Raw genomic sequence first — 20039 nt, 5'->3', positions numbered from 1 at the left:
AAAGGAGGCGACGCCCCCCGCAGGCCACGGGGATGACGGCTATCCTTGCTGCGACCCGGCCCTGTTGCCGCCAAGAGGAGTCCCCCATGAACACAGTCACCCTGCACCGCGTACTCAAGGCCCCGCCGATGCGGGTATACAGAGCCTTTATCGAGCCGGACGCCCTGGCCAAATGGCTGCCGCCCCATGGCTTCACCTGCAAGGTGGCGGCGCTGGATGCCCGTGTCGGCGGCCAGTTCAGGATGTCGTTCACCCACTTTGCCAGCGGCCACACCCACGCCTTCGGCGGCGAGTATCTCGCGCTGGAGCCGGGCAAGCGCATCCGCTACACCGACCGCTTCGACGACCCCAACCTGCCGGGGGAGATGCAGGTCACCATCACCCTCACCCAGGTGCTGTGCGGCACCGATCTCGCCATCGAACAGGCGGGTATCCCGGCGCTCATTCCGGTGGAGATGTGCTACCTCGGCTGGCAGGAGTCCCTGAAGCAGCTCGCCACCCTGGTGGAGCCCGAGATCCCCGCCGAGTGACCTGACACGGGGGCTCCCCCGGTGGCCCCCGCATAGATACCCCTTGTGAGAGAGGGGCCTGATCAGGTATCTCTGTGGGCAGGGCGGGCTGCGTTCTTGCAGCGACCATCCACCGCCAGGAGCCCCCATGAAACGAGTCTTGATGATGACCATGGCCGCCGCCCTGCTGGGCGGGTGCGCCGTGAAGAACCAGGTCACCCACAGCCTGCAGGCGATCCCGCTCACGGCCTTCCAGCAAAGCGAGAGCAACCCCAATCAGCGCATCTACAAGGAACCCGGCGTGGATCTTCGCCAGTACCACGCAGTGCTGCTCGATCCCTTGCAATTCATCCGCCAGGAAAACGGCCAGTGGTATCTGCTGACCGCCAACGAGCAGAACGAGATAGGCCGCTACTACCACGCCACCTTCCAGCGGGAACTGATGAGCCACGGCGTCAAGATGGCTACCGAACCCGGCCCCGGCGTGATGCGGGTGCAGGCGGCCATCACCAACTTCGACCTGACCCGGCCCGACCCCAAGCTGCGGGATCTGCTGCCCGCCAAGATCGCCATCAACGTCACCCGCGAGGTAATAGGCAAGGAGCCCTATCTGCTCAAGGTGGGCAGCATGGCCCAGTTGCTCGACGCCCAGAGCGGCAAGCTGCTGGTGCGGGTGATGGACGCTCGCGAGAGCCCGGACACCACCCACAAGGATTCCCCCATCACCGCCCTGGAGATGGAGAAGATGATCGATCAGTGGGCCGCAAGCCGCGCCAAACAACTGGCCGACAACCTGGGGCGCTGAGCCGGGCCGAAAACGACAAAGCCTGCCAGGGGGCAGGCTTTGTCGTCGCTGAAACGCGGCTTATTGCAGGTTCAGACCGCCCAGGTAATCCCGCTTGCCCAGATCCACCCCGGCCTGGCGCAGCAGGGCATAGGTCATGGTGAGGTGGAAGTAGAAGTTCGGGATGCCGTACTCGTGGACGCAGCTGTGGCCGTCCATCCCCTTGCCACCGGCCCAGTAGGGATAGTAGTGGCCGCTCGCATACTGGCTGAAATCGGCGTCCAGCTTGCCTTGCAGGTAGGCGATGGTCTTGGCCACGTGGGCGCGCAGATCCGCCATGGTCTTGGGATCATCCCCCAGCACCGGCGGCTCGCTCAGGCTGGCGGTGGCCACCACGGCGCGGGCGCTGTCACAGCAGATCAGCACCTGCTTGCTCAGGGGCAGCATGTCGACGATGAGGCGCTCATTGAAGAAGTTCTCCACGTTGAACTTCTTCGCCTCGGCGTGGGCCTCGGCCTTGGCCAGGCACTGGTCCAGGTTGGTCAGCATCTTGATGAACTGGGCGGCAATTTCACGATTCATAATGCACTCTCGGTTGGTTGAAGGCAGTAAAACGAGCGGCTCCACTATAGCGCATCCCCCTTGCAGTTCGAGCCCGAGGGGATGAAAAGCGGGGGCGTCCTCCCTGCCCTGCGACAGGCGGTGGCGATCACCGGCGGGCAGCGAGACCAGAGCGCCGCGCCCCGTCGCCGCACCGAGTCCCTCTTTCCCCTTTTATTGATCTGTGACATGCATCACGCTTTGACAGGAGCGTAGGCTGATTCGCGCAGCCCGGGCATACCGCCGGGCCCCATAAAAGGAGAGTGCCATGAAAATCTATGACCGAAACCGCAATGCGCTCACAGCGGGTCAGCGCGTGATGATCGCCGCCACCGGCGCCGTCGACTTTCTGAAAGAGGCTCACACCGATAACCTGACCCCCTATCAGGCCGAGCATGAAAAGTGCGTGCTGCTGGCCAACTCCCGGGAGCAGTACGCCCCCATCGAGTTGATTAGACTAGGCTGATCCCGTTTCCCGTCACCCTACTCTTTACAATTCACCCGGCCGCACGCCCGTCGCTGGCCGGGTTTCTGGTCCCCCGTTTCTCCATCATCTCTCATTGCCCTAGTCCCATTGATGCTCGATGGCAGCTAGCCATGTCTCCATCTGCTTCGGCGTCAAAGGGCCGCTCGGGGTACCGGTCACGGCCCGTGACATGGGGATCAAGCACGCCATCGCCAATGGCTTCGGTTAGGGCGGCGTGAATGCCTGCATATGATTCCAGCGCGGGCAGTGGGCTTGTTCTTGCCATTGGCTGGAAGGGCGGCGAACGCCTTGTCCAGGTGTTCGCCAACACGTTTTGATAGCGACTGCCAACATCGCTGCGACTTGCTTGAAAAGATGATGCTCGCCTACGCGGTGGGCACTGTGCCTCCGTCGATCACATATTCGGTACCGCTGATGGAGGCGGCCAGGGGAGATGCCAGAAAGGCGATGAGATTCGCAACCTCCTGCGGTTTGGCAGGGCGACCGAGGGGGATCCCTCCCAGGGAATCCATGATGATCTGCTTACCTCCCTCGTAGTCCGTGCCAGCCTGGGTTGCCAGCCGCTCGGCCAGCGCAACGGATGCCTCCGTCTCTATCCAGCCGGGAGAGACCCGTACCACCCGCACCCCTTTTGGCGTCACCTCTTTCGACAGGCTCTTGCTGTAGGTTGACAATGCAGCCTTGGCGGCGGCATAGGCCGTGGTCGACTCAGGCAGGGGCAACTCACGCTGGATGGAGGTGACATGGATGATCACCCCCTCCCCCTGTACCAGCATGGCGGGCAGCAAGGCGCGATCCAGGCGCACCGCCGGCATCAGATTCAGGCAGAGCTCCCGCTGCCATTCCTCCTCCCCCAGCGCTGCGAAACCGCCACCCGGCGCCGATGAGCCCCCCAGCACGTGGACAATGATGTCCACACCGCCCAGCCTGGCGTTGACGGCATCCACCACCGTATTGCAGCCTTCCACACTGGTCAGATCGGCGGCGACGAATTGCGCTTCCGGCACCTCCGCCGGGCGGCTGCGCGCCGTGGTCAGCACCCGGGCGCCATTGTCACGAAACAGGGTGAATACGGCCTTGCCCACCCCCTTGGTCCCCGCGGTGATCAATACACGCCGGCCTTGCAGTGCCAAATCCATTGTCATCATCGTATCTCCAGAGAGTGAATGTCGTCGCCCGACATCAGGAACAGGTGATCAAGCATCACAGGACTGCCGGGGAAGTTGCCCGCCACCTTGGCAACCACGGTCACCCGCGCCCCGTCCTGCGTCACCTTCATGGGTGTCACGCAGTAGTCGAAGGCGGCCCGGGTACCCGCCATCCAGGACTGGATGGCGCTATGTCCCTGATGGGTATGGCGTTCGTCCCGCACAAACGCATCTTCGGTGAAACATCCGGCCAGGCGGGCAGGATCCCCCCCGTTGCTGACCTCGAAATAGGTGGCAATGGATGGAAAGAGTAAGGTCGTCATCGTCATCCTCGCTAAAAGACAATTGCTGTACCGCCACTTTCCACATAGGCTTACGTTTAATCAAGTACGCACAAAAAAGTAAGTGACTCACCCATGAACAAGATCTATACCCCGTCCACGGCGGCCACCGGTGTCGAAGAGGTGCTCAAATTGCTGGAAGGGCGCTGGAAGCTGGTCATCCTGTTCCACCTGTTTGATGGCAAGGTGCAGCGTTATTCGGACTTTGAGCGGCTGATCCCGGCCATTTCCCAGAAGATGCTTGCCCAGCAGTTGCGACAGCTGGAAGCAGACGGCATCGTCGTGCGCAAGGTCTACCCGCAGGTGCCGCCCAAGGTGGAGTATCGCCTGACCGACTGGGGACAGGCTCTGTGCCCGGCGCTGGACGCCCTGCTGAAATGGGCGGAGCAGAAAGAGGCGCTACAGCCCGAAAACGCAGCCGAGCAGGAAACGTCCGACTAGCCATCCGTCAACCAGGCAGCCGCAAACCGGCTCCGCCACCCTGGTCCTAACAATTCACCCGGCCGCACGCCATGTCGCTGGCCGGGTTTCTCTCTCCCCTCTCTACTCCTTCTCCGAGCCGCTGCACCTTATGAGGGCGAGGCGATGCAGCTGGCCGGGATCCAGCCTGATTGCCCCGCTTCGTTGTGAACCCAGAGCCAGCCTGCCAGCTCCCGATCCACCCGTACCCGCTCCCCCGCCGCCACGTCCAGCTCCCGGGCGGTATAGTCCTGGCGCGCCTGCGCCTCCTCCGTGCCGATCGGGGTCAGCAGGGACAGGGGCGCCCACCCCTCGTTGCCGTCTGCGGTAAAGGTGCGCACCCAGCCCGGGAACTCGTCGTCCTCGTGGCCGATGCGCACCCGCTCTCCGGCCCGAAAGGCGATGGGATTGGGGTAGCAGGTGTGGTGCGCCGTGGTGATCAACGCCAGCATTGTCTCGTCCTCCGACAGGTTCTGATGAGTAACGTCCAGAGTCATACCACAAGCAGGGCCCCGTTGCGTCAACCGGGCTCACACCCTCTGGCAGAGGGTGTGAGCCCGGGGCGGGCCGACGACCCTGACCCCCACGATTCATTACTGTCAGTGAATTTTCATATCATCCGAGTGTCATTTCAGTGAACACATCGCCGCCCTAGACTGCTTCTCGAACCTTAACGAGGAGTCTTGTATGAAACTCACCCCTATCCCGTTGCTGGCCGGCACCCTCGCCTCGGCCTTCTCTTTCAACACCTTCGCCGGTGACCTGGTCTCGGTGCAGTTCAGCGATGGCCGCCCCGCCGTGACCGGCATCGAAGCGGTCAACAACGCGCTCAACCCCATCGGCGTCAACGTGGTCACTGTCGACATCCCCGAGGCCGCCAGGCCGCTGCTCGCCGCCTCCCACCGCCGCGCCTTGACCAAAGCGGAGCACGGCGCCCTGATTGCGGCCTTCAATCTGAGTCAGGGGGAACTGCTGGAGCAGGCCAGGCTCGCAGGGCGCGAGCCCGCGGTGCAAGGAGGCGGCGTCGCCACCGAGGAGACCGGCGTCGGCCCCTACCCCAAGGTCTATGACCTGATGGCGCTGGACGAGCGCACCCGCAGCGCCGTGCTCGGCAAATATGGCCGCATGCACGTCAACTCCGCCGAGGACGGCACCGACATCGACGAGGTGATGACGGTGGTCAGCGGCGGGCCGTTCCGCTGGGGCTTTACCCTCAAAGACGGCAGCATCGCCCGCTTCCAGATAGACAAGGTGGGCCTTGAGGACAAGGCAGTGCGGATCAGCTATCACGGGCTCGGCATGCACGCCGGGTTGATGGATGCAAAACAGGGGCTGCTGGTGGCCTTCGCCCACGGGCCCAAAGCGTTCGCCATGCGCTACCAGGCCGACGTGCCCCACGCCCAGCTGCTCGGCACCAACCCCTGGGCCGATGTCGGCATCACCCTGCCCCCCGCCCCCGGCAAGGTGCAGTAAGCCGGTGCGTGCCATCTGGCGGCGGGGCCCGGGCCCTGCCGCCTGCTTTTATGCCTGCTATGCCTGCCGTCACGGGCCGGGGTGCCCTGGGCTCATCGCCTCTCTTTCGTCTGCGTCTCTGCCGGGCCCGCCCCGCCCCGGAGGGCCATGATCCGGGCCGGTCTGCCACGGGCAGCTCTCTGTCTGGCGGGGGATGGGGGGTGGACACCCCGGGGAACCGCACTATTGTGATAAAAGTGCGCAATGATGGCGCCATCATTTACCAGTAGTGAATTAACGGGGGCAGGATGAACAAGATCACGGCGCTGAATGTCTTTCGCCGGGTAGTGGAAATGGGCACCTTCAGGGCGGCGGCGGACGACCTGCGCCTCTCCCAAGCGGCGGTCAGCAAGAACATCAACGAGCTGGAAGCCTTTCTCGGCATCGCCCTCATCAACCGCACCACCCGGCGGCTGAGCGTCACCGAATCGGGCATGGCCTATTACGGCCAGATATGCGCCGTGCTGGACAGCCTGGAGGCCGCCGACCAGTCCATCATGGCCGCCTCCTTCACCCCCAGGGGCAGACTGAGGATCGGCATGCCCATGTCCTACGGGCTGATCCGCCTCAACCCCCTTGTCTGCGAATTCCAGCGCCGCTATCCGGAAATCGGCATCGAGGTGATCCTGAGCGACGCCTACATGGATCTGGTGGATCAGGGGCTGGACGTGGTGATCCGGGGGGCTGGCACCCTGGAGGACTCCACCCTGCGCGCCAAACCCCTGTGCGAGGTGCAGCGGGTGCTCTGCGCCGCCCCCGACTACCTGAAGGAGGTGGGCCAGCCTGCCCACCCGGCGGATCTCAAGGCCCACAACTGCCTGCGCTACAGCCTTTCCTCCTCTCCCAACAAGTGGTTCTTCACCCGGGACGCGGAAAGCGTGGCGGTGGAACTGCCCCCCGCCCGCTTCTGCGCCAACAACGGTATCGCCCTGAAACAGGCGGCGGTGCAGGGGCTCGGGGTGATCCTGGTGCCGGATGAATTCGTGTCGAACGAACTGGCAGACGGCACCCTGGTCAAACTGCTCCCCGACTGGCAACCCGACCCCCACGCCCTGTTCGCCGTCTACCCCTTCCACAAGGAGCAGTCCCGCAACGTGCGGCTCTTTATCGAATTTCTCGTCAAGGCGTTTCAGTTGCGGTGAGCCTGACAGGCGGGAGTCTGGGGTTTGTGCCTCTCGGCCACGATACCGATAACCCACCTCTATGCGGCGTGTAGGTTCGATTAGCGAAGCGTAATCGGACGATCGCGTAATCGATCGCTCCCTCTGGCTACCGTCCGTCGTCCAAGATGACGCCCCCTGCCTGTGTTGCGGATGTATCAGCAAATAGCCGCCTGCCAAGCTGGCGGATCAGCAGCAATGGCGCCAGCAGGGTGAGCAGCAGCCAATGGGAGTGAGGCAGAATAAAGGTTCGGATTATCTCGTGGGGCAGCCAGGTCGACGCGGTCGCCGTCATAAAGGCGATGTCATAGGTCTGCCACAACCAGAGCCCGGCAAAGAGCGACAGCAACAGCGGCCGGGGCGTCAGCAAAAACAGCGGCCAGAAGGCACAAGCAAGCACGGCGCTGAACTCCAGCATGGCCGGGATCAGCTCAGCCAAGGTATGACTGGGGGAGAAGCCGCCCCATTGAAGGAAAGTATCCTCGGCCAGTGCAGGCCACCAGGATGCGTATTGAAACAGGGTAAAAGAGATCATAAACAGGAGGCTGGTCAGCAGCGCCAGCACCGTTTTTCGTAACAACCATCGCCCTAGCCAGCGCAGTGTCGGCATCCATGTAGACATCAATGACTCCCATCTGATGACGGGGCAGTATGCCGCGGTTCGCTACACAGTCAAAGGGCCGCACCACGCCGGTTAATTGTCGGAATATTGAATCCCGTCACACCGGTGGCGGTTTGAGTGGTTGCCCGGCAACAAAGCCTCATGCGAACCTTTATTTGCCTTTCTTCCAACCAAAACAGAGTGCACCGGGCAGCCGCATCTCTTACACGTCGAAGAACGATGCCACTCTGACCCTCAGCACCGAGGCGGGTAAAAACTACTACGTCTGGCAAGAGGTCAAGATGGGCCTGTTGATGACCCTCTCCAAGCTGAGTCAGGTCAGTGAAGGGGAAGGCAGGAAAGGGGTGATGCGGAACACGTTGATACAATAAAACGGCTAAATTTTTAATTACATAAATGTTTATTTGAGGCCTATATCATATGGCAATAGTAGAAAGACAAGTTTCATCGATAAGTGAACTTGTAAGTAGTGTCCTTAATATTTATGAGAGCTTACCTGATAAATCGGCATTATGGTTTAGAGGGCATCAATGTGGTGATTATCAACTTCTACCCGGGCTTTTAAGAGACGGTAAGGATGCCGCATCAATATTTGAAAGAGAGCGCAGGTTATTAACTAGGTTCCGTCAGAGGAGCATGGCATATTGGCCTGATGGATATCCCCAAAATGACTGGGAACATCTCTTCGCAATGCAACACTTTGGTATTCCTACAAGGCTTTTGGATTGGAGTGAGAATATTTTTGTTGCAGCCCACTTTGCATTATTAAATGATCATGAACATGATGGCTGCAACCCGATAATCTGGTGTGTTGAGCCTGTCCTATGGAACAGGAAGACACCAGTTCTATCAGATTATGGCGATGCAATCCAAATACTAACCACAACAGATGATGAACTAAATAGCTGATCCTAATTTCGCTCCAGTTGCATAAGCCCATGTCCATTACCGGGGAACGGGGCGGCATGATCCAGGAAGTAGAACACGCGACGTAATAACTCACCCAATGTGCGGCATTGGTGGTTCCGGGTGATCGTTTCATGGAGGGCATGCCACAGCCGCTCAATCTGGTTCACCCATGGCGAATACACCGGCTGAAAAAGCACGATGAACTTCGGATTTCTTGCCAGCCATCGCTGTGCTTTTTTGCTCTTGTGGATGATGTAGTTATCCAGGATCAGCGTGATGCTCTTGGCGCGCCGATAAGTTCGCTTTAGTGTCTGGAGCAGTGACAAGAACAAGTCCGTGTCTTTGCTATCGCTCGCCACATAGGTCACGTTACCTGTTCCGGCATGCAGGGCGCCAGCGAGGTAATGTTTGCGATTCTGGCCCGGAGTTGCCACTTTCTTCTGCTTCCCTCGCATCATCCAGTCCGCCCCCAGCTTGGGATTGAGGTGGATATCCACCTCATCTTCATAGAACACGGGATGGTCCGCACTGCAGCGTCCCAAGGCCTCATTGATGGCGGCCATTTTCCGCTCTTTATGGGGATCGCGGATGTGCAAAGTGGGCGCGGCCCGGCGCCAGACAATCCCTAGCCTGGGCAGCCATCGCCGTATTGTTGAAGCATGCAATGTCAGGCGCCAACTCCGTTTGAGTTCAAGCGCCATCAGTTCGGTACTCCAACGAGAGCGCTGATATCCGAGCTCCTGTGGAGACAACTGGATCAACAGGTGTAATAGACCCGAGATGTGAGCAAATGGCAGCACCGGCTTGCGCCCCCGAGGCTCGCTTTCAAGCCCCTCCAGACCGTACAAGGTGTACCAGTTCACCCAGCGATTGATCGATGACCGGGCGGCGGCAGTGAGCCGAGAAACAGCCGAGACACTGTGCCCGTCAGCAAGGAGCAAGATGGCGTTGAGCCTCCGGCAGAGATCTTTATCTTTGGTCCGGTGCATCTTGTTGATGATCCGGCGTCGCTCATCATGGTCGGGGAGTGTTAGTATCATTTCGGGCTCGGCTCGTTTGTCGTTTGATTGGTTTGGCGATTAATCAGATCGCACAAACGACGCCGAGTTCCCTTCTTTCCCGGATAAGTGATCTACATTTCGGAACGGTTATTTAGAGGCGTATAGGCCTGATACCACAAAACGTAGAAACAAGTCTCCATTGGCAATGTATGGAGCTCATAACTCAGGGCGCATTGTAGCTCAAAGAGGAACGTTTATGGTTTGGGGCGATGGTACTAAACGGCTGGAAGATATTGCAGGGGAAATTCAGGATGATATCCTATGGAAAATAGAGTTAACAGGTGATCGTCAAGAGCATATTAACTCACTCATGCAACTTGGATTCAGTGAAACTATGATTTTCCCCGAGTTACAATACTTAGGTAAAGAATTATCAAGAACTGAGGGGTGGAGATAACATTATGAGCACCAATAATAAACTAGAGCAACAGATACAAGAGGGAAGAAGAACGATTGCTTCTGATGGATATCCCATGAGCATTGGCGAACTAACGAACTTATACAAAGAAAGTGAATTGATAATAAGACCTGAATTTCAACGATTTTATAGGTGGAGCCATATACAAAAATCAAGGTTAGTTGAAAGCTTGTTGTTAGGCATACCTCTTCCATCAATTTTTGTTGCACAAACTGAAAATGGAAAATGGGAGTTAATTGATGGTTTACAGAGGGTTTCGACAATTTTAGAGCTGCAGGGTGAGCTTCTAAATGAGCATGGTAAAAAATTACCTGCGCTTGTTCTATCTGGAACTAAGTATTTGAATGAGCTTGAAGGGAAATCATGGATTTCTAGTGACCCAAACAGTTCATTCTCAGATGCTATCAAGTTGGATGTAAAACGATCTAAAATTGATGTTAAAATAATAAAAAGAGAATCCACCTCACGAACTAAGTTTGACCTTTTCCAACGGCTCAATAGTTATGGCTCAACTCTAACCGCCCAAGAAATCAGGTCTGCCATGTTAGTAGCAGTATCACCAGATTTTTATGCATGGTTAGAGGCCTTATCAAAACACAAAGGGTTTGTTACGTGTGTATCATTAAGTGATACTTTAATAGAAGAGCGTTTTGATCTCGAGCTAGTAGTGAGATTCCTTCTTTTACATAATAGGCCATTAGATAAATTAACACAAAATTCATTACGAGGATTCACTCAGATTCTTGATGACGAGGCTGTTGATTTGGCATCAAACCATAGCAAGGCCACTCTCGATGAACTAGAAAGAACATTTAAAGAAACATTTGATTTCATTTCTTTAAATGGTGGTGAAAATGCATTTAGACGATGGGACTATACTCGTGGGAACTATCGTGGCTCTTTTCTAACAACCTCATTTGAAGTTTTTGCACTCGGATTAGGATTTAACATTAGAAATAACACACCCTTTAAAGATGACTTGGAGGGAGTTATAAAAGAATTCTGGAGTAGGCCAGAAATGCAAGAAGGATTTGCTACTGGACGCTCAACAGAAAAACGTCTATCAGTGTTTGTTCCTCTAGGGCGTGAAATACTGAAAAAATAACAATACATGACTTTATTAAAATTCATAGGGAAAGAATATAACCGTCATTCCGCACCTGATTTTGCTATTTTCAGTGCTTGACGGCGATCGGCCGTTCTGATCTATTACTCTCTTTTGCAGGTAGATCATCATGGCCGCACCCGCTATCTCGATCCGTAACCTCGATCACCTTGGTTTGGTCGCCGCACTCTGCCAGGAACTGGGCATTGCCCGCATGATCGATGCCTTGCTCCCCAAAACCCCGCCTTTCAAGGTCTCACATGGTGAAGCCTTGGTCGCCATGATAGTGAACGGCCTCGGCTTTCACAGCAGCACCCTGCACATGTTCCCGCAATTCTTCGCTAACAAGCCGGTTGAGCGCCTGATTGGCCCCGGGATCTGTGCTGATGACCTCAATGATGATGTGCTCGGTCGCTGTCTCGATGCCCTCTTTGAGGCCGATGTCAGCGCCTTGTATCAGGTGATGGCGGCGCAAGTTGTCGAGCGGCTGGGGCTCAAAAGCACCGCAGTGCACCTCGATATTACCAGCTTCCACGTCGATGGCGCCTATGACTGTGCCGATGGGGATCTGGTCGGTAAGCTGCAACTGGTGCGTGGTTATAGTCGTGATCACCGGCCAGAGCTGAATCAAGTGATCCTTGAGCTCATCTGTGAAAATCAGGCCGGCCTACCTGTCTATATGCAGGCCCTGAGCGGCAATAGTAATGACACCAAAGCCTTTGCCCAGACCGTTCGTCGCCATTTGAGCAGTCTCAAGGCCGCGCAGGAGTGCCGTTATCTGGTCGGCGATGCCGCACTGTACTGCGCCGATACCTTGCAATTACTGGCGCAACAGCAGCAACTATTTGTGACCCGGGTGCCCGTCACTCTCAATGAGGCAAAGCAGGCCGTGGCAACCATAGGTGCACAACCGCTGACCGCTCTGGGCAATGGCTATCATGGCCGTTGGCAACACGCGAATTATGCCGGGGTCGCGCAACGTTGGTTGCTGGTGCGCAGCGAACAAGCCAGCCACCGCGAGCAGCAGACATTGGCCAAAAACCTGCTCAAAGACAGTACCCGCGAGCTCAAAGCCTTCGCCAAATTGTGTGCCCGACGCTTTGCTTGTGAGGCGGATGCCCAAGCTGAGTTGAGCTGTTTTACCGCCAGCTTGATGCTGCTGCAACTGGATGCCGAAGTGGTAGGTGAACCCGTTTATACAGGACGTGGCAGACCCAAGCGTGGCGAAGAGCCAATTGGCCATCAGTTTCAAATCACTGGGTTGGCGGCAACTAGCCTGGCTTGCGTTGAAGAGGCCCGCAACCAGACCGGGGTGTTCATCCTGGCGACCAATGACCACAGCGATACGCTGACCATGGCCGAACTTTTGGCCACCTATAAAGCGCAGCAGAATGTCGAACGGGGCTTTCGTTTTCTCAAGAGCCCGGAGTTTTTAACCTCCTCACTGTACCTGAAAAAGCCGGAGCGGATTGAAGCGTTGCTCATGGTGATGACCTGTAGCCTGATGATTTACGCAGCGTTGGAGCACCGGATCCGGCAGGGATTAGTGGAGCAGAATCGCAGTGTGGCGGATATGAAAAAGAAACCGACCCAGCAGCCGACGGCCCGTTGGATCTTTTTGCGCTTTGGTGGCATCCATGAATATCGACTGGGAGAAGCTCCGCCACAAGTAACGGAGCTAACAGGAGACCAGCAGATCATTTTGGAGGTATTGGGTGAGCGCTATCGGCAAATTTATTCCTAAATCAGGTGCGGAATGTCGGATATAATGTTCTTTCCCTTTTTATTCTTCCAATATTGTCAATCATAATTTTACATCCCACTTTACCAGCTACTTGGCACTGTCAAACTGGGTCAGCTTCCAGCTCTGCTGGCCGACCCTTTGAGGTTAAGTTCCACTCCTTACCGGAATATCGAATGAGGCCCCCAAGCCACAGGTGGGCACGATTTTGATCCCCCTCCAATCCGCCGAGGGTCAGAGGCAACGTCAGGGACGCCATCAGGGATGATGGCGTAGCCGCAGTCGGCACAGGGATGTGCCGTCTGCGGCGTCCCGCCCGACGTTGGCTCTGGCCCGAGGGGACTGGCGAAGCCAGCGGATTGGCGGGGGTGGCCTTTCTTTTGGTGACTTTTCTTTGGCCACGCAAAGAAAAGTTACTCGCCCAAGCCCGAAGGGCGGGCGAAACCCTGTCGAGGGCCATGCCCTCGCGTCCTGCACGGCGCCAGCCGTGCCAGCAGCAAACACCCCCTCATCCCCAACCCTTCTCCCGCGAGGGGAGAAGGGAGCAAAGACGCTCTCGGGAACTGGCCCCTCTCCCGCCATGGGAGAAGGAAGCAAAGATGATCACGGGAACAGGCCTCTTCCCCACGATGGGAGAAGGAGGCAAAGACTATCTCGGGGATGATCCCCTCTCCCGTTGGGAGAGGGCTAGGGTGAGGGGATTACAGTGCCTCCAATCTCGCGTAGGCGGTGACGAGCCACTTGGCGCCGACGTCGTCGAACTGGATCTGCACCCGGCTCTGCTGGCCGACCCCTTCGAAGTTGAGCACGATTCCTTCCCCGAATTTCGGATGGAGCACCCGCTGGCCGAGCTTGATGCCGCTGGCGTCGAAGCTCTGCTGCACCTCGTTCTGGCTAAAGCGGCCGTACTGGGTGGGGCGGCTGACCTGAGTGCGCAGCCGGATCTCTTCCAGACACTCGGCGGGCATCTCGCGGATAAAGCGGCTCGGCTTGTGGAACATCTCGCGGCCGTAGATGCGGCGGCTCTCCGCATAACAGATGTAGAGCTTCTCCATGGCGCGGGTCATGCCGACGTAACAGAGGCGTCGCTCCTCTTCCAGCCGGCCCGACTCCTCGGTGGATTGCTGGCTGGGGAACATGCCCTCTTCGACGCCAACCAGCAGCACCAGCGGGAACTCCAGCCCCTTGGCGCTGTGCAGGGTCATCAGCTGCACCGCATCGGCATATTCGTCCGCCTGATTCTCGCCGGATTCCAGCGCCGCGTGGGCGAGGAAGGCGGAGAGATCGCTCATGTCTTCCAGCTCGTCCGGGCGCTGGTACTGGCGGCAGGCGGTGACCAGTTCGTCCAGGTTTTCTACCCGCGCCTGGGATTTCTCGCCTTTTTCCGCCAGATACATCGCCTTGAGGCCGGAGTTCTGGATGGCGATATCCGCTTGCTGGTGCAGCGGCAGCAGGGAGACCTGCTCCTCCAGCGCGTCGATCAGCTCGACAAAGCCGCGCACCGCGTTGCCGGCGCGACCGGTCAGCACCTTGTCGTTGAGCAGCGCCTTGGCCGATTGCCACAGGTTGAGCCCCTGATCGCGGGCGTTGCCGCGCAGGATCTCCAGGGTGCGATCGCCGATGCCGCGGGTCGGGGTGTTGACCACACGCTCGAAGCTGGCGTCGTCGCCACGGTTGTTGATAAGCCGCAGGTAGGCCATGGCGTCCTTGATCTCTTGCCGCTCGAAGAAGCGCAGGCCGCCGTAGATGCGGTAGGGCATGGCGTCCTGCATCAGCGCCTCTTCCAGCACCCGCGACTGGGCGTTGGAGCGATAGAGGATGGCGCAGTCGGCGAGCAAGCCCCCCTTCTCCTTCCAATCCTTGAGGCGGCCGACCACGAAGCGTGCCTCGTCCACCTCGTTGAAGGCGGCGTAGAGGGAAATCGGCTCCCCCTCGGCCCCTTCGGTCCACAGCTCCTTGCCAAGGCGCTCGGCGTTGTTGGCGATGACGCAGTTGGCGGCTTTGAGGATGTTGGCGGTGGAGCGGTAGTTCTGCTCGAGACGGATGGTCTCAGCGCCCTGATAGTCGGTCAGGAAGCGCTGGATGTTCTCGATCTTGGCACCGCGCCAGCCGTAGATGGACTGGTCATCGTCGCCGACGATCATCACCTTGCCGGTGTCGCCGGCCAGCATCCGCAGCCAGGCGTACTGGATGCCGTTGGTATCCTGGAACTCGTCCACCAGGATGTTCTGGAAGCGATCGCGGTAGTGCTCGAGGATGTGCGGCTTGTTGAGCCACAGCTCGTGGGCGCGCAGCAGGAGTTCGGCAAAATCCACCAGCCCGGAACGATCGCAGGTCTCCTGATAGGTCTTGTAGATCTGCTGATAGGTGCGGGTGACGGGGTCGCCGTAGAGGTCGATGTCGCCGGGGCGCAGCCCCTCGTCCTTCTTGCCGTTGATGTAGCCCATCACGGCGCGCGGGGCCCAGTGCTTCTCGTCGAGGTTGAGGGCCTTGAGCACCCGGCGAATGAGGCGGTACTGGTCGTCGGAGTCGAGGATCTGGAAGTCCTGCGGCAGCCCCGCATCCAGATGGTGGGCCCGCAGCAATCGGTGGGCGATGCCGTGGAAGGTGCCGATCCACATGCCGCGCACGCCGTCGCCGATCACCTTCTCGACCCGGCCGCGCATCTCGGCCGCCGCCTTGTTGGTAAAGGTCACCGCGATGATGGAGAAGGGCGAACAGCGTTCCACCTGCATCAGCCAGGCGATACGGTGCACCAGCACCCGGGTCTTGCCCGAACCGGCACCGGCCAGTACCAGCAGGTTGCAACGGGGGGCCGCCACCGCGTCTCTTTGCTTGTCATTGAGCCCGTCGAGCAGGGTTGAAACGTCCATCACCACTCCTGTTTATTTATACAGGCGGGGATTATACGACCTGCGGCGCCACAGACCAAATCGGCGTAGGGGTGATCACCACGACCCGGTTTCTTGTCACCCCGCCCGAGGCGTTCCAACCGAGAAAAATCCATCAGTTGGCACCATTGGAAGCCACTTTTTGGCCGATTTCAGGAAAACGCTTGCTTATAACCTCATGAATACAAACAGAAATGTCATTTGGAGCCAATTACTCACAGAATTTAAATCTAAAAACAGGCATCAAAACAACAACTTATAAAGTCATTTGCTTATATTTCAAACCGTTAACGCAAACGTTTTTCCTTTATGATCTCCTTGACCCGTACCACGGCTCACTTACAGTTAGCCGGCGTGCTTTATGGCCTGCCCCGGCAGGTTGTGGACCCTCACATAACAATCAAGGATACGATCGTGACTAAAGTGCTCAAGCTGGCCACCGTTGCCGCCCTCACTCTCGCTGCCCTTTCTGCCCAGGCAGCCTCCCAGCCCGCCGTCATCTACGACACCGCAGGCAAATTCGACAAATCGTTCAACGAAGCCGTGTTCCGCAATGGCGTCGAAGTCTACAACAAGGACAAAGGCGTCAAGGTCAAGGAGTTCGAACCCCAGAACGAAGCCCAGCGCGAGCAGGGTCTGCGTCGTCTGGCCAGCCGTGGCAACGGCCCCATCGTTGCCGTCGGCTTCAACATGGGTTCCGCGGTAGAGAAGGTTGCCACCGAGTTCCCGAACACCCAGTTCACCATCATCGACATGGTGGTCGACAAGCCGAACGTCCAGTCCCTCATCTTCAAGGAGCATGAAGGTTCCTTCCTGGTGGGTGCCCTGGCAGCCATCGCCTCCAAGACCGGCAAGGTCGGCTTCGTGGGCGGCATGGACATCCCGCTGATCCGCAAGTTCCAGTGCGGCTATGAGCAGGGCGCCAAGTACATCAATCCGAAGATCGACGTCTATCAGAACATGACCGGCTCCACCCCGGCAGCCTTCGCCGACCCGGCCAAGGGTGCAGAACTGGCCAAGTCCCAGTTCGCCAAGGGCGCCGATGTGGTCTATGCCGCTGCCGGTGGCACCGGTATCGGTGTCTATCAGGCTGCCAAGGACGAAGGCAAGCTGGCCATCGGTGTGGATTCCAACCAGAACCACCTGCAACCGGGCACCATGCTGACCTCCATGGTCAAGTCCGTGGGTCTGGCCGCGTACAAGAGCTGGGATGACGCCGCCAAGGGCAGCTGGAAGCCGGGCATCCAGTCCCTGGGTCTGGCCGAAGGCGGGGTTGACTGGGCGCTGGACGAGAACAACGCCAAGCTGATCACCCCGGAAATGAAAGCCAAGGTCGAGAGCATCAAGGCCGACATCATCGCCGGCAAGATCAAGGTGCACGACTACATGAGCGACAACTCCTGTAAGTACTGATCCTGCAAATACCGAGTCACTGCTACGACTCTCAACCAGTGATGACCGGCCCGCACGGGCCGGTTTTTAGTCTCTACTTCATGACCCGCAAGGACTGCATCATGGACCAGACAGATCGCTATGCCATCGAATTAAGGGGTATCGATAAGCGGTTCGGCGACGTGTACGCCAACAAGCAGATCGACCTTCAGGTTCGTAAAGGCAGCATTCACGGCATCGTCGGCGAAAATGGCGCCGGCAAGTCGACCCTGATGAGCATCATTTACGGTTTCTACCACGCCGACAAAGGCGAGATGCTGATCGACGGGAATCCGTTCAAACCCCATGGCTCCCAAGATGCGATTGCCGCCGGGGTGGGCATGGTGCACCAGCACTTCATGCTGGTGAACAACTTTACCGTATTGGAAAACGTCATCCTGGGGGCCGAGAACGGCTGGCGCCTGGGCAAGAGCCTGGCGGCCGCCGAGAAGCTGCTGGGCGAGCTGGCACGGGACTATGGTCTCGAGGTGCCGCTGCACGAGAAGGTCGAGGATCTGCCGGTGGGCCTGCAACAGCGGGTCGAGATCCTCAAGGCGCTCTATCGCGGTGCCCGCATCCTGATCCTCGACGAGCCCACCGGGGTGCTGACCCCGCAAGAGGCGGATCACCTGTTCGAGGTGCTGAAAAAGCTGCGGGATCAGGGGGCGACCGTCATCCTCATCACCCACAAGCTGCGGGAGATCCTGGCCATCACGGATCAGGTCTCCATCATGCGCCGGGGGGAGATGGTGGCCCATGTCGCCACCAAAGACACCGACAAGGAGCAGCTCGCCGAGCTGATGGTGGGCCGCAAGGTGCGCCTCAAGGTCGACAAGGGCACCGCCCAGCCGGGCGAGGCCAAGCTCAAGGTCGAGGGCCTCTCTTACGTCGATGATGCCGGGGTGGAACGGGTCAAATCCGTCAGCTTCGAAGTGCGGGCGGGGGAAGTGGTCGGCATCGCCGGGGTCTCCGGCAACGGCCAGTCCGAGTTGCTCAGCATGCTCGGCGGCATCCTCAAGCCCAGCAAGGGCGGCTTCACCATCGCCGGGGCGCAGCGCCACGAGGTGAGCCAGAGCCACCCGGCCGATCCGGAGCAGGTGCGCAACTTCGGCCTGGGCCACATCCCGGAAGACAGGCACAAGATGGGGCTCATCAACCGCTTCGAGGCGAAAGAGGCCTTCATCCTCGGTTATCACCGCCGTGCCCAGTACAACAAGGGCTGGCTGCAGGACAAGGAGGCGATCCGCCAGGATTGCCAGGCCAAGATGGACAAGTGGGACGTGCGCCCGCCGAGCCCGGAGCACAAGACCGCCAACTTCTCCGGCGGCAACCAGCAGAAGCTGGTGATCGCCCGGGAAGTGGAGCAGGACCCGGATGTGCTGCTGGTCGGCCAGCCGACCCGGGGCGTCGACATCGGCGCCATCGAGTACATCCACCAGCAGATCATCGCCATGCGTGACAAGGGCAAGGCAGTGCTGCTGGTGTCGGTGGAGCTGGACGAGATCATGAGCCTCTCCGACCGCATTCTGGTCATCGCCGATGGCCGCATCGTCGGCGAGCTGGACGGCGCCAGGGCGGATGAACGCACCATCGGCCTGATGATGGCGAACATAGTTCCTGACGACGTGGCGGCAAGCCAATCACAAGGAGCCACATCATGAAGGTCACAACCACTTGTAACGGATTCGGCCTGATGATGGTCAACACACCAGTCCCCGACGATATCAAGGAGGCCCATTCATGAGCCAAGCACGTGTTCCTGCCTGGATATCCGTGGGCGTGCTGCCCGCAGTCAATATCCTGCTGGCCTTCCTGGTGTCGGCCATCCTGTTCTATTACCTCGACATCAGCCCCATCGAGGCAGCCGAAATCATGTGGTACGGCGCCTTCGGCACCGGCGAGGGGATAGGATTCACCCTCTACTACGCCACCGGTTTCATCTTCACCGGTCTGGCGGTGGCGGTGGCCTTCCACGCCGGCCTGTTCAACATCGGCGGTGAAGGGCAGGCCTATATCGGCGGCCTCGGGGTCGGTCTGGTCTGTCTGCTGCTCGGGGACGTGCTGCCGTTCGCCCTCTTGCTGCCGCTCGCCATCATCGCCGGCGGCCTGTTCGGCGCGGCCTGGGCCTTCATCCCGGCCTGGCTGCAAGCCAAGCGGGGCAGCCATATCGTCATCACCACCATCATGTTCAACTTCATCGCCGCCTCCCTGATGGCCTACCTGCTGGTAGACGTCTTCAAGCCGCCAGGATCCATGGCCACCGAGAGCAAGGTGTTCGCCGTGGCGAGCTGGCTGCCGAAGATGAGCGAGCTGGCGGCCGGTTTCGGCATCGCCATGCCCAACAGCCCCCTCAACATCAGCTTCTTCTGGGCGCTGATCTGTGCGGCCCTGGTATGGGTCTTCATCTGGCATACCCGCTGGGGCTACGAGATCCGCTCCGTGGGCGCAAGCCAGAGTGCCTCCGCCTATGCGGGCATCTCCTACCCCAAGGTGGTGATCCTGGCCATGGTGATCTCCGGCATGCTGGCGGGCTTCTTCGCCCTCAACGTGTTGCAGGGTGAGCTGCACCAGATCAAGCTCAACTTCGTGGAAGGCTTCGGCTTCACCGGCATCGCGGTGGCCCTGATGGGCCGCAACCACCCGGTCGGCGTCATCATCGCCAGCCTGCTGTTCGGCTTCCTCTACCAGGGCGGCGCCGAGCTCAGCTTCGAGTTCGGGGTGGACCGCAACATCGTCGTGGTGCTGCAGGGTCTGGTGATCCTGTTCTGTGGCGCCCTGGAGCACATGCTGCGCCCGCGCATCGAGCAGGCCTATCTGGCCTTTGCCAACCGCCCGGCCGCCCAAGTGAAAGGAGCCTGATC

21 protein-coding genes are annotated in these 20039 nt (G+C 58.9%); 14 read left to right on the top strand and 7 right to left on the bottom strand.

Annotated elements, in window-relative coordinates:
- The first annotated feature begins 86 nt into the window (after positions 1–86).
- Both C2U30_RS15460 and C2U30_RS15455 read left to right on the top strand, forming a co-directional pair.
- A complete protein-coding gene (locus C2U30_RS15460) occupies positions 87–530 on the top strand; it encodes an SRPBCC family protein (RefSeq protein ID WP_103244061.1) in 444 nt (147 codons plus the stop codon).
- A gap of 127 nt (positions 531–657) precedes the next feature.
- Positions 658–1314: a DUF3313 domain-containing protein gene (locus tag C2U30_RS15455; RefSeq protein WP_103244060.1), complete on the top strand. Its 657-nt coding sequence runs from the start codon at positions 658–660 to the stop codon at positions 1312–1314.
- A gap of 60 nt (positions 1315–1374) precedes the next feature.
- On the opposite strand, the gene C2U30_RS15450 is transcribed toward C2U30_RS15455, so the two are convergent.
- The gene (locus C2U30_RS15450; RefSeq protein WP_103244059.1) at positions 1375–1875 is read right to left on the bottom strand and encodes a DUF1993 domain-containing protein; all 501 of its coding nucleotides are present in this window, start codon (positions 1873–1875) and stop codon (positions 1375–1377) included.
- Positions 1876–2161: 286 nt separating this feature from the next.
- Here C2U30_RS15450 and ydfZ point away from each other — a divergent pair, with 286 nt between their 5' ends.
- Positions 2162–2359, top strand: coding sequence for a putative selenium delivery protein YdfZ (gene ydfZ / locus C2U30_RS15445; RefSeq protein ID WP_041217242.1), 198 nt, complete (start codon positions 2162–2164; stop codon positions 2357–2359).
- A 386-nt stretch (positions 2360–2745) separates the two neighbouring features.
- On the opposite strand, the gene C2U30_RS15440 is transcribed toward ydfZ, so the two are convergent.
- Positions 2746–3528, bottom strand: a complete 783-nt coding sequence (locus C2U30_RS15440) for an SDR family oxidoreductase (protein WP_199767283.1) — start codon at positions 3526–3528, stop codon at positions 2746–2748.
- On the bottom strand, positions 3525–3851 hold the full coding sequence (locus tag C2U30_RS15435; RefSeq protein ID WP_052814920.1) for a nuclear transport factor 2 family protein: 327 nt from the start codon (positions 3849–3851) through the stop codon (positions 3525–3527). The genes C2U30_RS15440 and C2U30_RS15435 overlap by 4 nt, the downstream gene beginning before the upstream one ends.
- Positions 3852–3944: 93 nt before the next feature.
- Here C2U30_RS15435 and C2U30_RS15430 point away from each other — a divergent pair, with 93 nt between their 5' ends.
- Positions 3945–4310: a winged helix-turn-helix transcriptional regulator gene (locus C2U30_RS15430; RefSeq protein WP_103244058.1), complete on the top strand. Its 366-nt coding sequence runs from the start codon at positions 3945–3947 to the stop codon at positions 4308–4310.
- 128 nt (positions 4311–4438) lie between these two features.
- On the opposite strand, the gene C2U30_RS15425 is transcribed toward C2U30_RS15430, so the two are convergent.
- Complete coding sequence (locus tag C2U30_RS15425) at positions 4439–4780, bottom strand: SH3 domain-containing protein (protein ID WP_103244057.1); 342 nt, start codon at positions 4778–4780, stop codon at positions 4439–4441.
- 235 nt (positions 4781–5015) lie between these two features.
- Here C2U30_RS15425 and C2U30_RS15420 point away from each other — a divergent pair, with 235 nt between their 5' ends.
- The gene (locus C2U30_RS15420) at positions 5016–5801 is read left to right on the top strand and encodes a hypothetical protein (RefSeq protein WP_103244056.1); all 786 of its coding nucleotides are present in this window, start codon (positions 5016–5018) and stop codon (positions 5799–5801) included.
- 287 nt (positions 5802–6088) lie between these two features.
- Positions 6089–6982, top strand: a complete 894-nt coding sequence (locus C2U30_RS15415; RefSeq protein WP_103244055.1) for a LysR family transcriptional regulator — start codon at positions 6089–6091, stop codon at positions 6980–6982.
- Between the two features lie 127 nt (positions 6983–7109).
- Here C2U30_RS15415 and C2U30_RS15410 read toward each other — a convergent pair whose 3' ends face one another.
- Positions 7110–7622, bottom strand: coding sequence for a hypothetical protein (locus C2U30_RS15410; protein ID WP_103244054.1), 513 nt, complete (start codon positions 7620–7622; stop codon positions 7110–7112).
- A gap of 29 nt (positions 7623–7651) precedes the next feature.
- Here C2U30_RS15410 and C2U30_RS22955 point away from each other — a divergent pair, with 29 nt between their 5' ends.
- The gene (locus C2U30_RS22955) at positions 7652–7993 is read left to right on the top strand and encodes a DUF2846 domain-containing protein (protein WP_233720941.1); all 342 of its coding nucleotides are present in this window, start codon (positions 7652–7654) and stop codon (positions 7991–7993) included.
- Between the two features lie 49 nt (positions 7994–8042).
- Entirely contained in the window at positions 8043–8531 is a 489-nt protein-coding gene (locus C2U30_RS15400; RefSeq protein ID WP_103244053.1) for an FRG domain-containing protein, read from the top strand.
- Between the two features lie 2 nt (positions 8532–8533).
- On the opposite strand, the gene C2U30_RS15395 is transcribed toward C2U30_RS15400, so the two are convergent.
- The gene (locus tag C2U30_RS15395) at positions 8534–9571 is read right to left on the bottom strand and encodes an IS630-like element ISAeme16 family transposase (RefSeq protein WP_103244016.1); all 1038 of its coding nucleotides are present in this window, start codon (positions 9569–9571) and stop codon (positions 8534–8536) included.
- A 217-nt stretch (positions 9572–9788) separates the two neighbouring features.
- Here C2U30_RS15395 and C2U30_RS22660 point away from each other — a divergent pair, with 217 nt between their 5' ends.
- The 3 genes from C2U30_RS22660 to C2U30_RS15385 all read left to right on the top strand — a co-directional run bounded on the left by C2U30_RS22660 (position 9789) and on the right by C2U30_RS15385 (position 12859).
- Entirely contained in the window at positions 9789–9989 is a 201-nt protein-coding gene (locus tag C2U30_RS22660) for a hypothetical protein (RefSeq protein ID WP_158654918.1), read from the top strand.
- 4 nt (positions 9990–9993) lie between these two features.
- Positions 9994–11115, top strand: coding sequence for a GmrSD restriction endonuclease domain-containing protein (locus C2U30_RS15390; RefSeq protein ID WP_103244052.1), 1122 nt, complete (start codon positions 9994–9996; stop codon positions 11113–11115).
- Positions 11116–11245: 130 nt separating this feature from the next.
- Positions 11246–12859, top strand: a complete 1614-nt coding sequence (locus C2U30_RS15385) for an IS1634-like element ISAs25 family transposase (protein ID WP_010674210.1) — start codon at positions 11246–11248, stop codon at positions 12857–12859.
- Between the two features lie 698 nt (positions 12860–13557).
- On the opposite strand, the gene uvrD is transcribed toward C2U30_RS15385, so the two are convergent.
- Positions 13558–15729: a DNA helicase II gene (uvrD, locus tag C2U30_RS15380; protein WP_103244051.1), complete on the bottom strand. Its 2172-nt coding sequence runs from the start codon at positions 15727–15729 to the stop codon at positions 13558–13560.
- Positions 15730–16161: 432 nt separating this feature from the next.
- On the opposite strand from uvrD, the gene C2U30_RS15375 reads away from it, so the two are divergent.
- The 3 genes from C2U30_RS15375 (at position 16162) to C2U30_RS15365 (ending at position 20037) form a co-directional block, all read left to right on the top strand.
- Positions 16162–17160: a BMP family lipoprotein gene (locus C2U30_RS15375; RefSeq protein ID WP_158654917.1), complete on the top strand. Its 999-nt coding sequence runs from the start codon at positions 16162–16164 to the stop codon at positions 17158–17160.
- Positions 17161–17261: 101 nt separating this feature from the next.
- Entirely contained in the window at positions 17262–18839 is a 1578-nt protein-coding gene (locus C2U30_RS15370; protein WP_041212351.1) for an ABC transporter ATP-binding protein, read from the top strand.
- A 79-nt stretch (positions 18840–18918) separates the two neighbouring features.
- Complete coding sequence (locus C2U30_RS15365; protein WP_010672473.1) at positions 18919–20037, top strand: ABC transporter permease; 1119 nt, start codon at positions 18919–18921, stop codon at positions 20035–20037.
- The last annotated feature ends 2 nt before the right edge of the window (positions 20038–20039 follow it).

It is taken from the genome of Aeromonas sp. ASNIH5 (assembly GCF_002902865.1).
Taxonomy (GTDB): Bacteria; Pseudomonadota; Gammaproteobacteria; order Enterobacterales; family Aeromonadaceae; genus Aeromonas; species Aeromonas caviae.
This window is presented reverse-complemented; position numbering and strand designations above follow the sequence as displayed.

Bases quoted from the DNA above. Each gene is read 5' to 3' on its own strand.
- C2U30_RS15460 (WP_103244061.1), top strand. From the start codon at position 87: ATGAACACAGTCACCCTGCACCGCGTACTCAAGGCCCCGCCGATGCGG.
- C2U30_RS15455 (WP_103244060.1), top strand. From the start codon at position 658: ATGAAACGAGTCTTGATGATGACCATGGCCGCCGCCCTGCTGGGCGGG.
- C2U30_RS15450 (WP_103244059.1), bottom strand. From the start codon at position 1,875: ATGAATCGTGAAATTGCCGCCCAGTTCATCAAGATGCTGACCAACCTG.
- ydfZ (WP_041217242.1), top strand. From the start codon at position 2,162: ATGAAAATCTATGACCGAAACCGCAATGCGCTCACAGCGGGTCAGCGC.
- C2U30_RS15440 (WP_199767283.1), bottom strand. From the start codon at position 3,528: ATGATGACAATGGATTTGGCACTGCAAGGCCGGCGTGTATTGATCACC.
- C2U30_RS15435 (WP_052814920.1), bottom strand. From the start codon at position 3,851: ATGACGACCTTACTCTTTCCATCCATTGCCACCTATTTCGAGGTCAGC.
- C2U30_RS15430 (WP_103244058.1), top strand. From the start codon at position 3,945: ATGAACAAGATCTATACCCCGTCCACGGCGGCCACCGGTGTCGAAGAG.
- C2U30_RS15425 (WP_103244057.1), bottom strand. From the start codon at position 4,780: ATGCTGGCGTTGATCACCACGGCGCACCACACCTGCTACCCCAATCCC.
- C2U30_RS15420 (WP_103244056.1), top strand. From the start codon at position 5,016: ATGAAACTCACCCCTATCCCGTTGCTGGCCGGCACCCTCGCCTCGGCC.
- C2U30_RS15415 (WP_103244055.1), top strand. From the start codon at position 6,089: ATGAACAAGATCACGGCGCTGAATGTCTTTCGCCGGGTAGTGGAAATG.
- C2U30_RS15410 (WP_103244054.1), bottom strand. From the start codon at position 7,622: ATGTCTACATGGATGCCGACACTGCGCTGGCTAGGGCGATGGTTGTTA.
- C2U30_RS22955 (WP_233720941.1), top strand. From the start codon at position 7,652: ATGCCGCGGTTCGCTACACAGTCAAAGGGCCGCACCACGCCGGTTAAT.
- C2U30_RS15400 (WP_103244053.1), top strand. From the start codon at position 8,043: ATGGCAATAGTAGAAAGACAAGTTTCATCGATAAGTGAACTTGTAAGT.
- C2U30_RS15395 (WP_103244016.1), bottom strand. From the start codon at position 9,571: ATGATACTAACACTCCCCGACCATGATGAGCGACGCCGGATCATCAAC.
- C2U30_RS22660 (WP_158654918.1), top strand. From the start codon at position 9,789: ATGGTTTGGGGCGATGGTACTAAACGGCTGGAAGATATTGCAGGGGAA.
- C2U30_RS15390 (WP_103244052.1), top strand. From the start codon at position 9,994: ATGAGCACCAATAATAAACTAGAGCAACAGATACAAGAGGGAAGAAGA.
- C2U30_RS15385 (WP_010674210.1), top strand. From the start codon at position 11,246: ATGGCCGCACCCGCTATCTCGATCCGTAACCTCGATCACCTTGGTTTG.
- uvrD (WP_103244051.1), bottom strand. From the start codon at position 15,729: ATGGACGTTTCAACCCTGCTCGACGGGCTCAATGACAAGCAAAGAGAC.
- C2U30_RS15370 (WP_041212351.1), top strand. From the start codon at position 17,262: ATGGACCAGACAGATCGCTATGCCATCGAATTAAGGGGTATCGATAAG.
- C2U30_RS15365 (WP_010672473.1), top strand. From the start codon at position 18,919: ATGAGCCAAGCACGTGTTCCTGCCTGGATATCCGTGGGCGTGCTGCCC.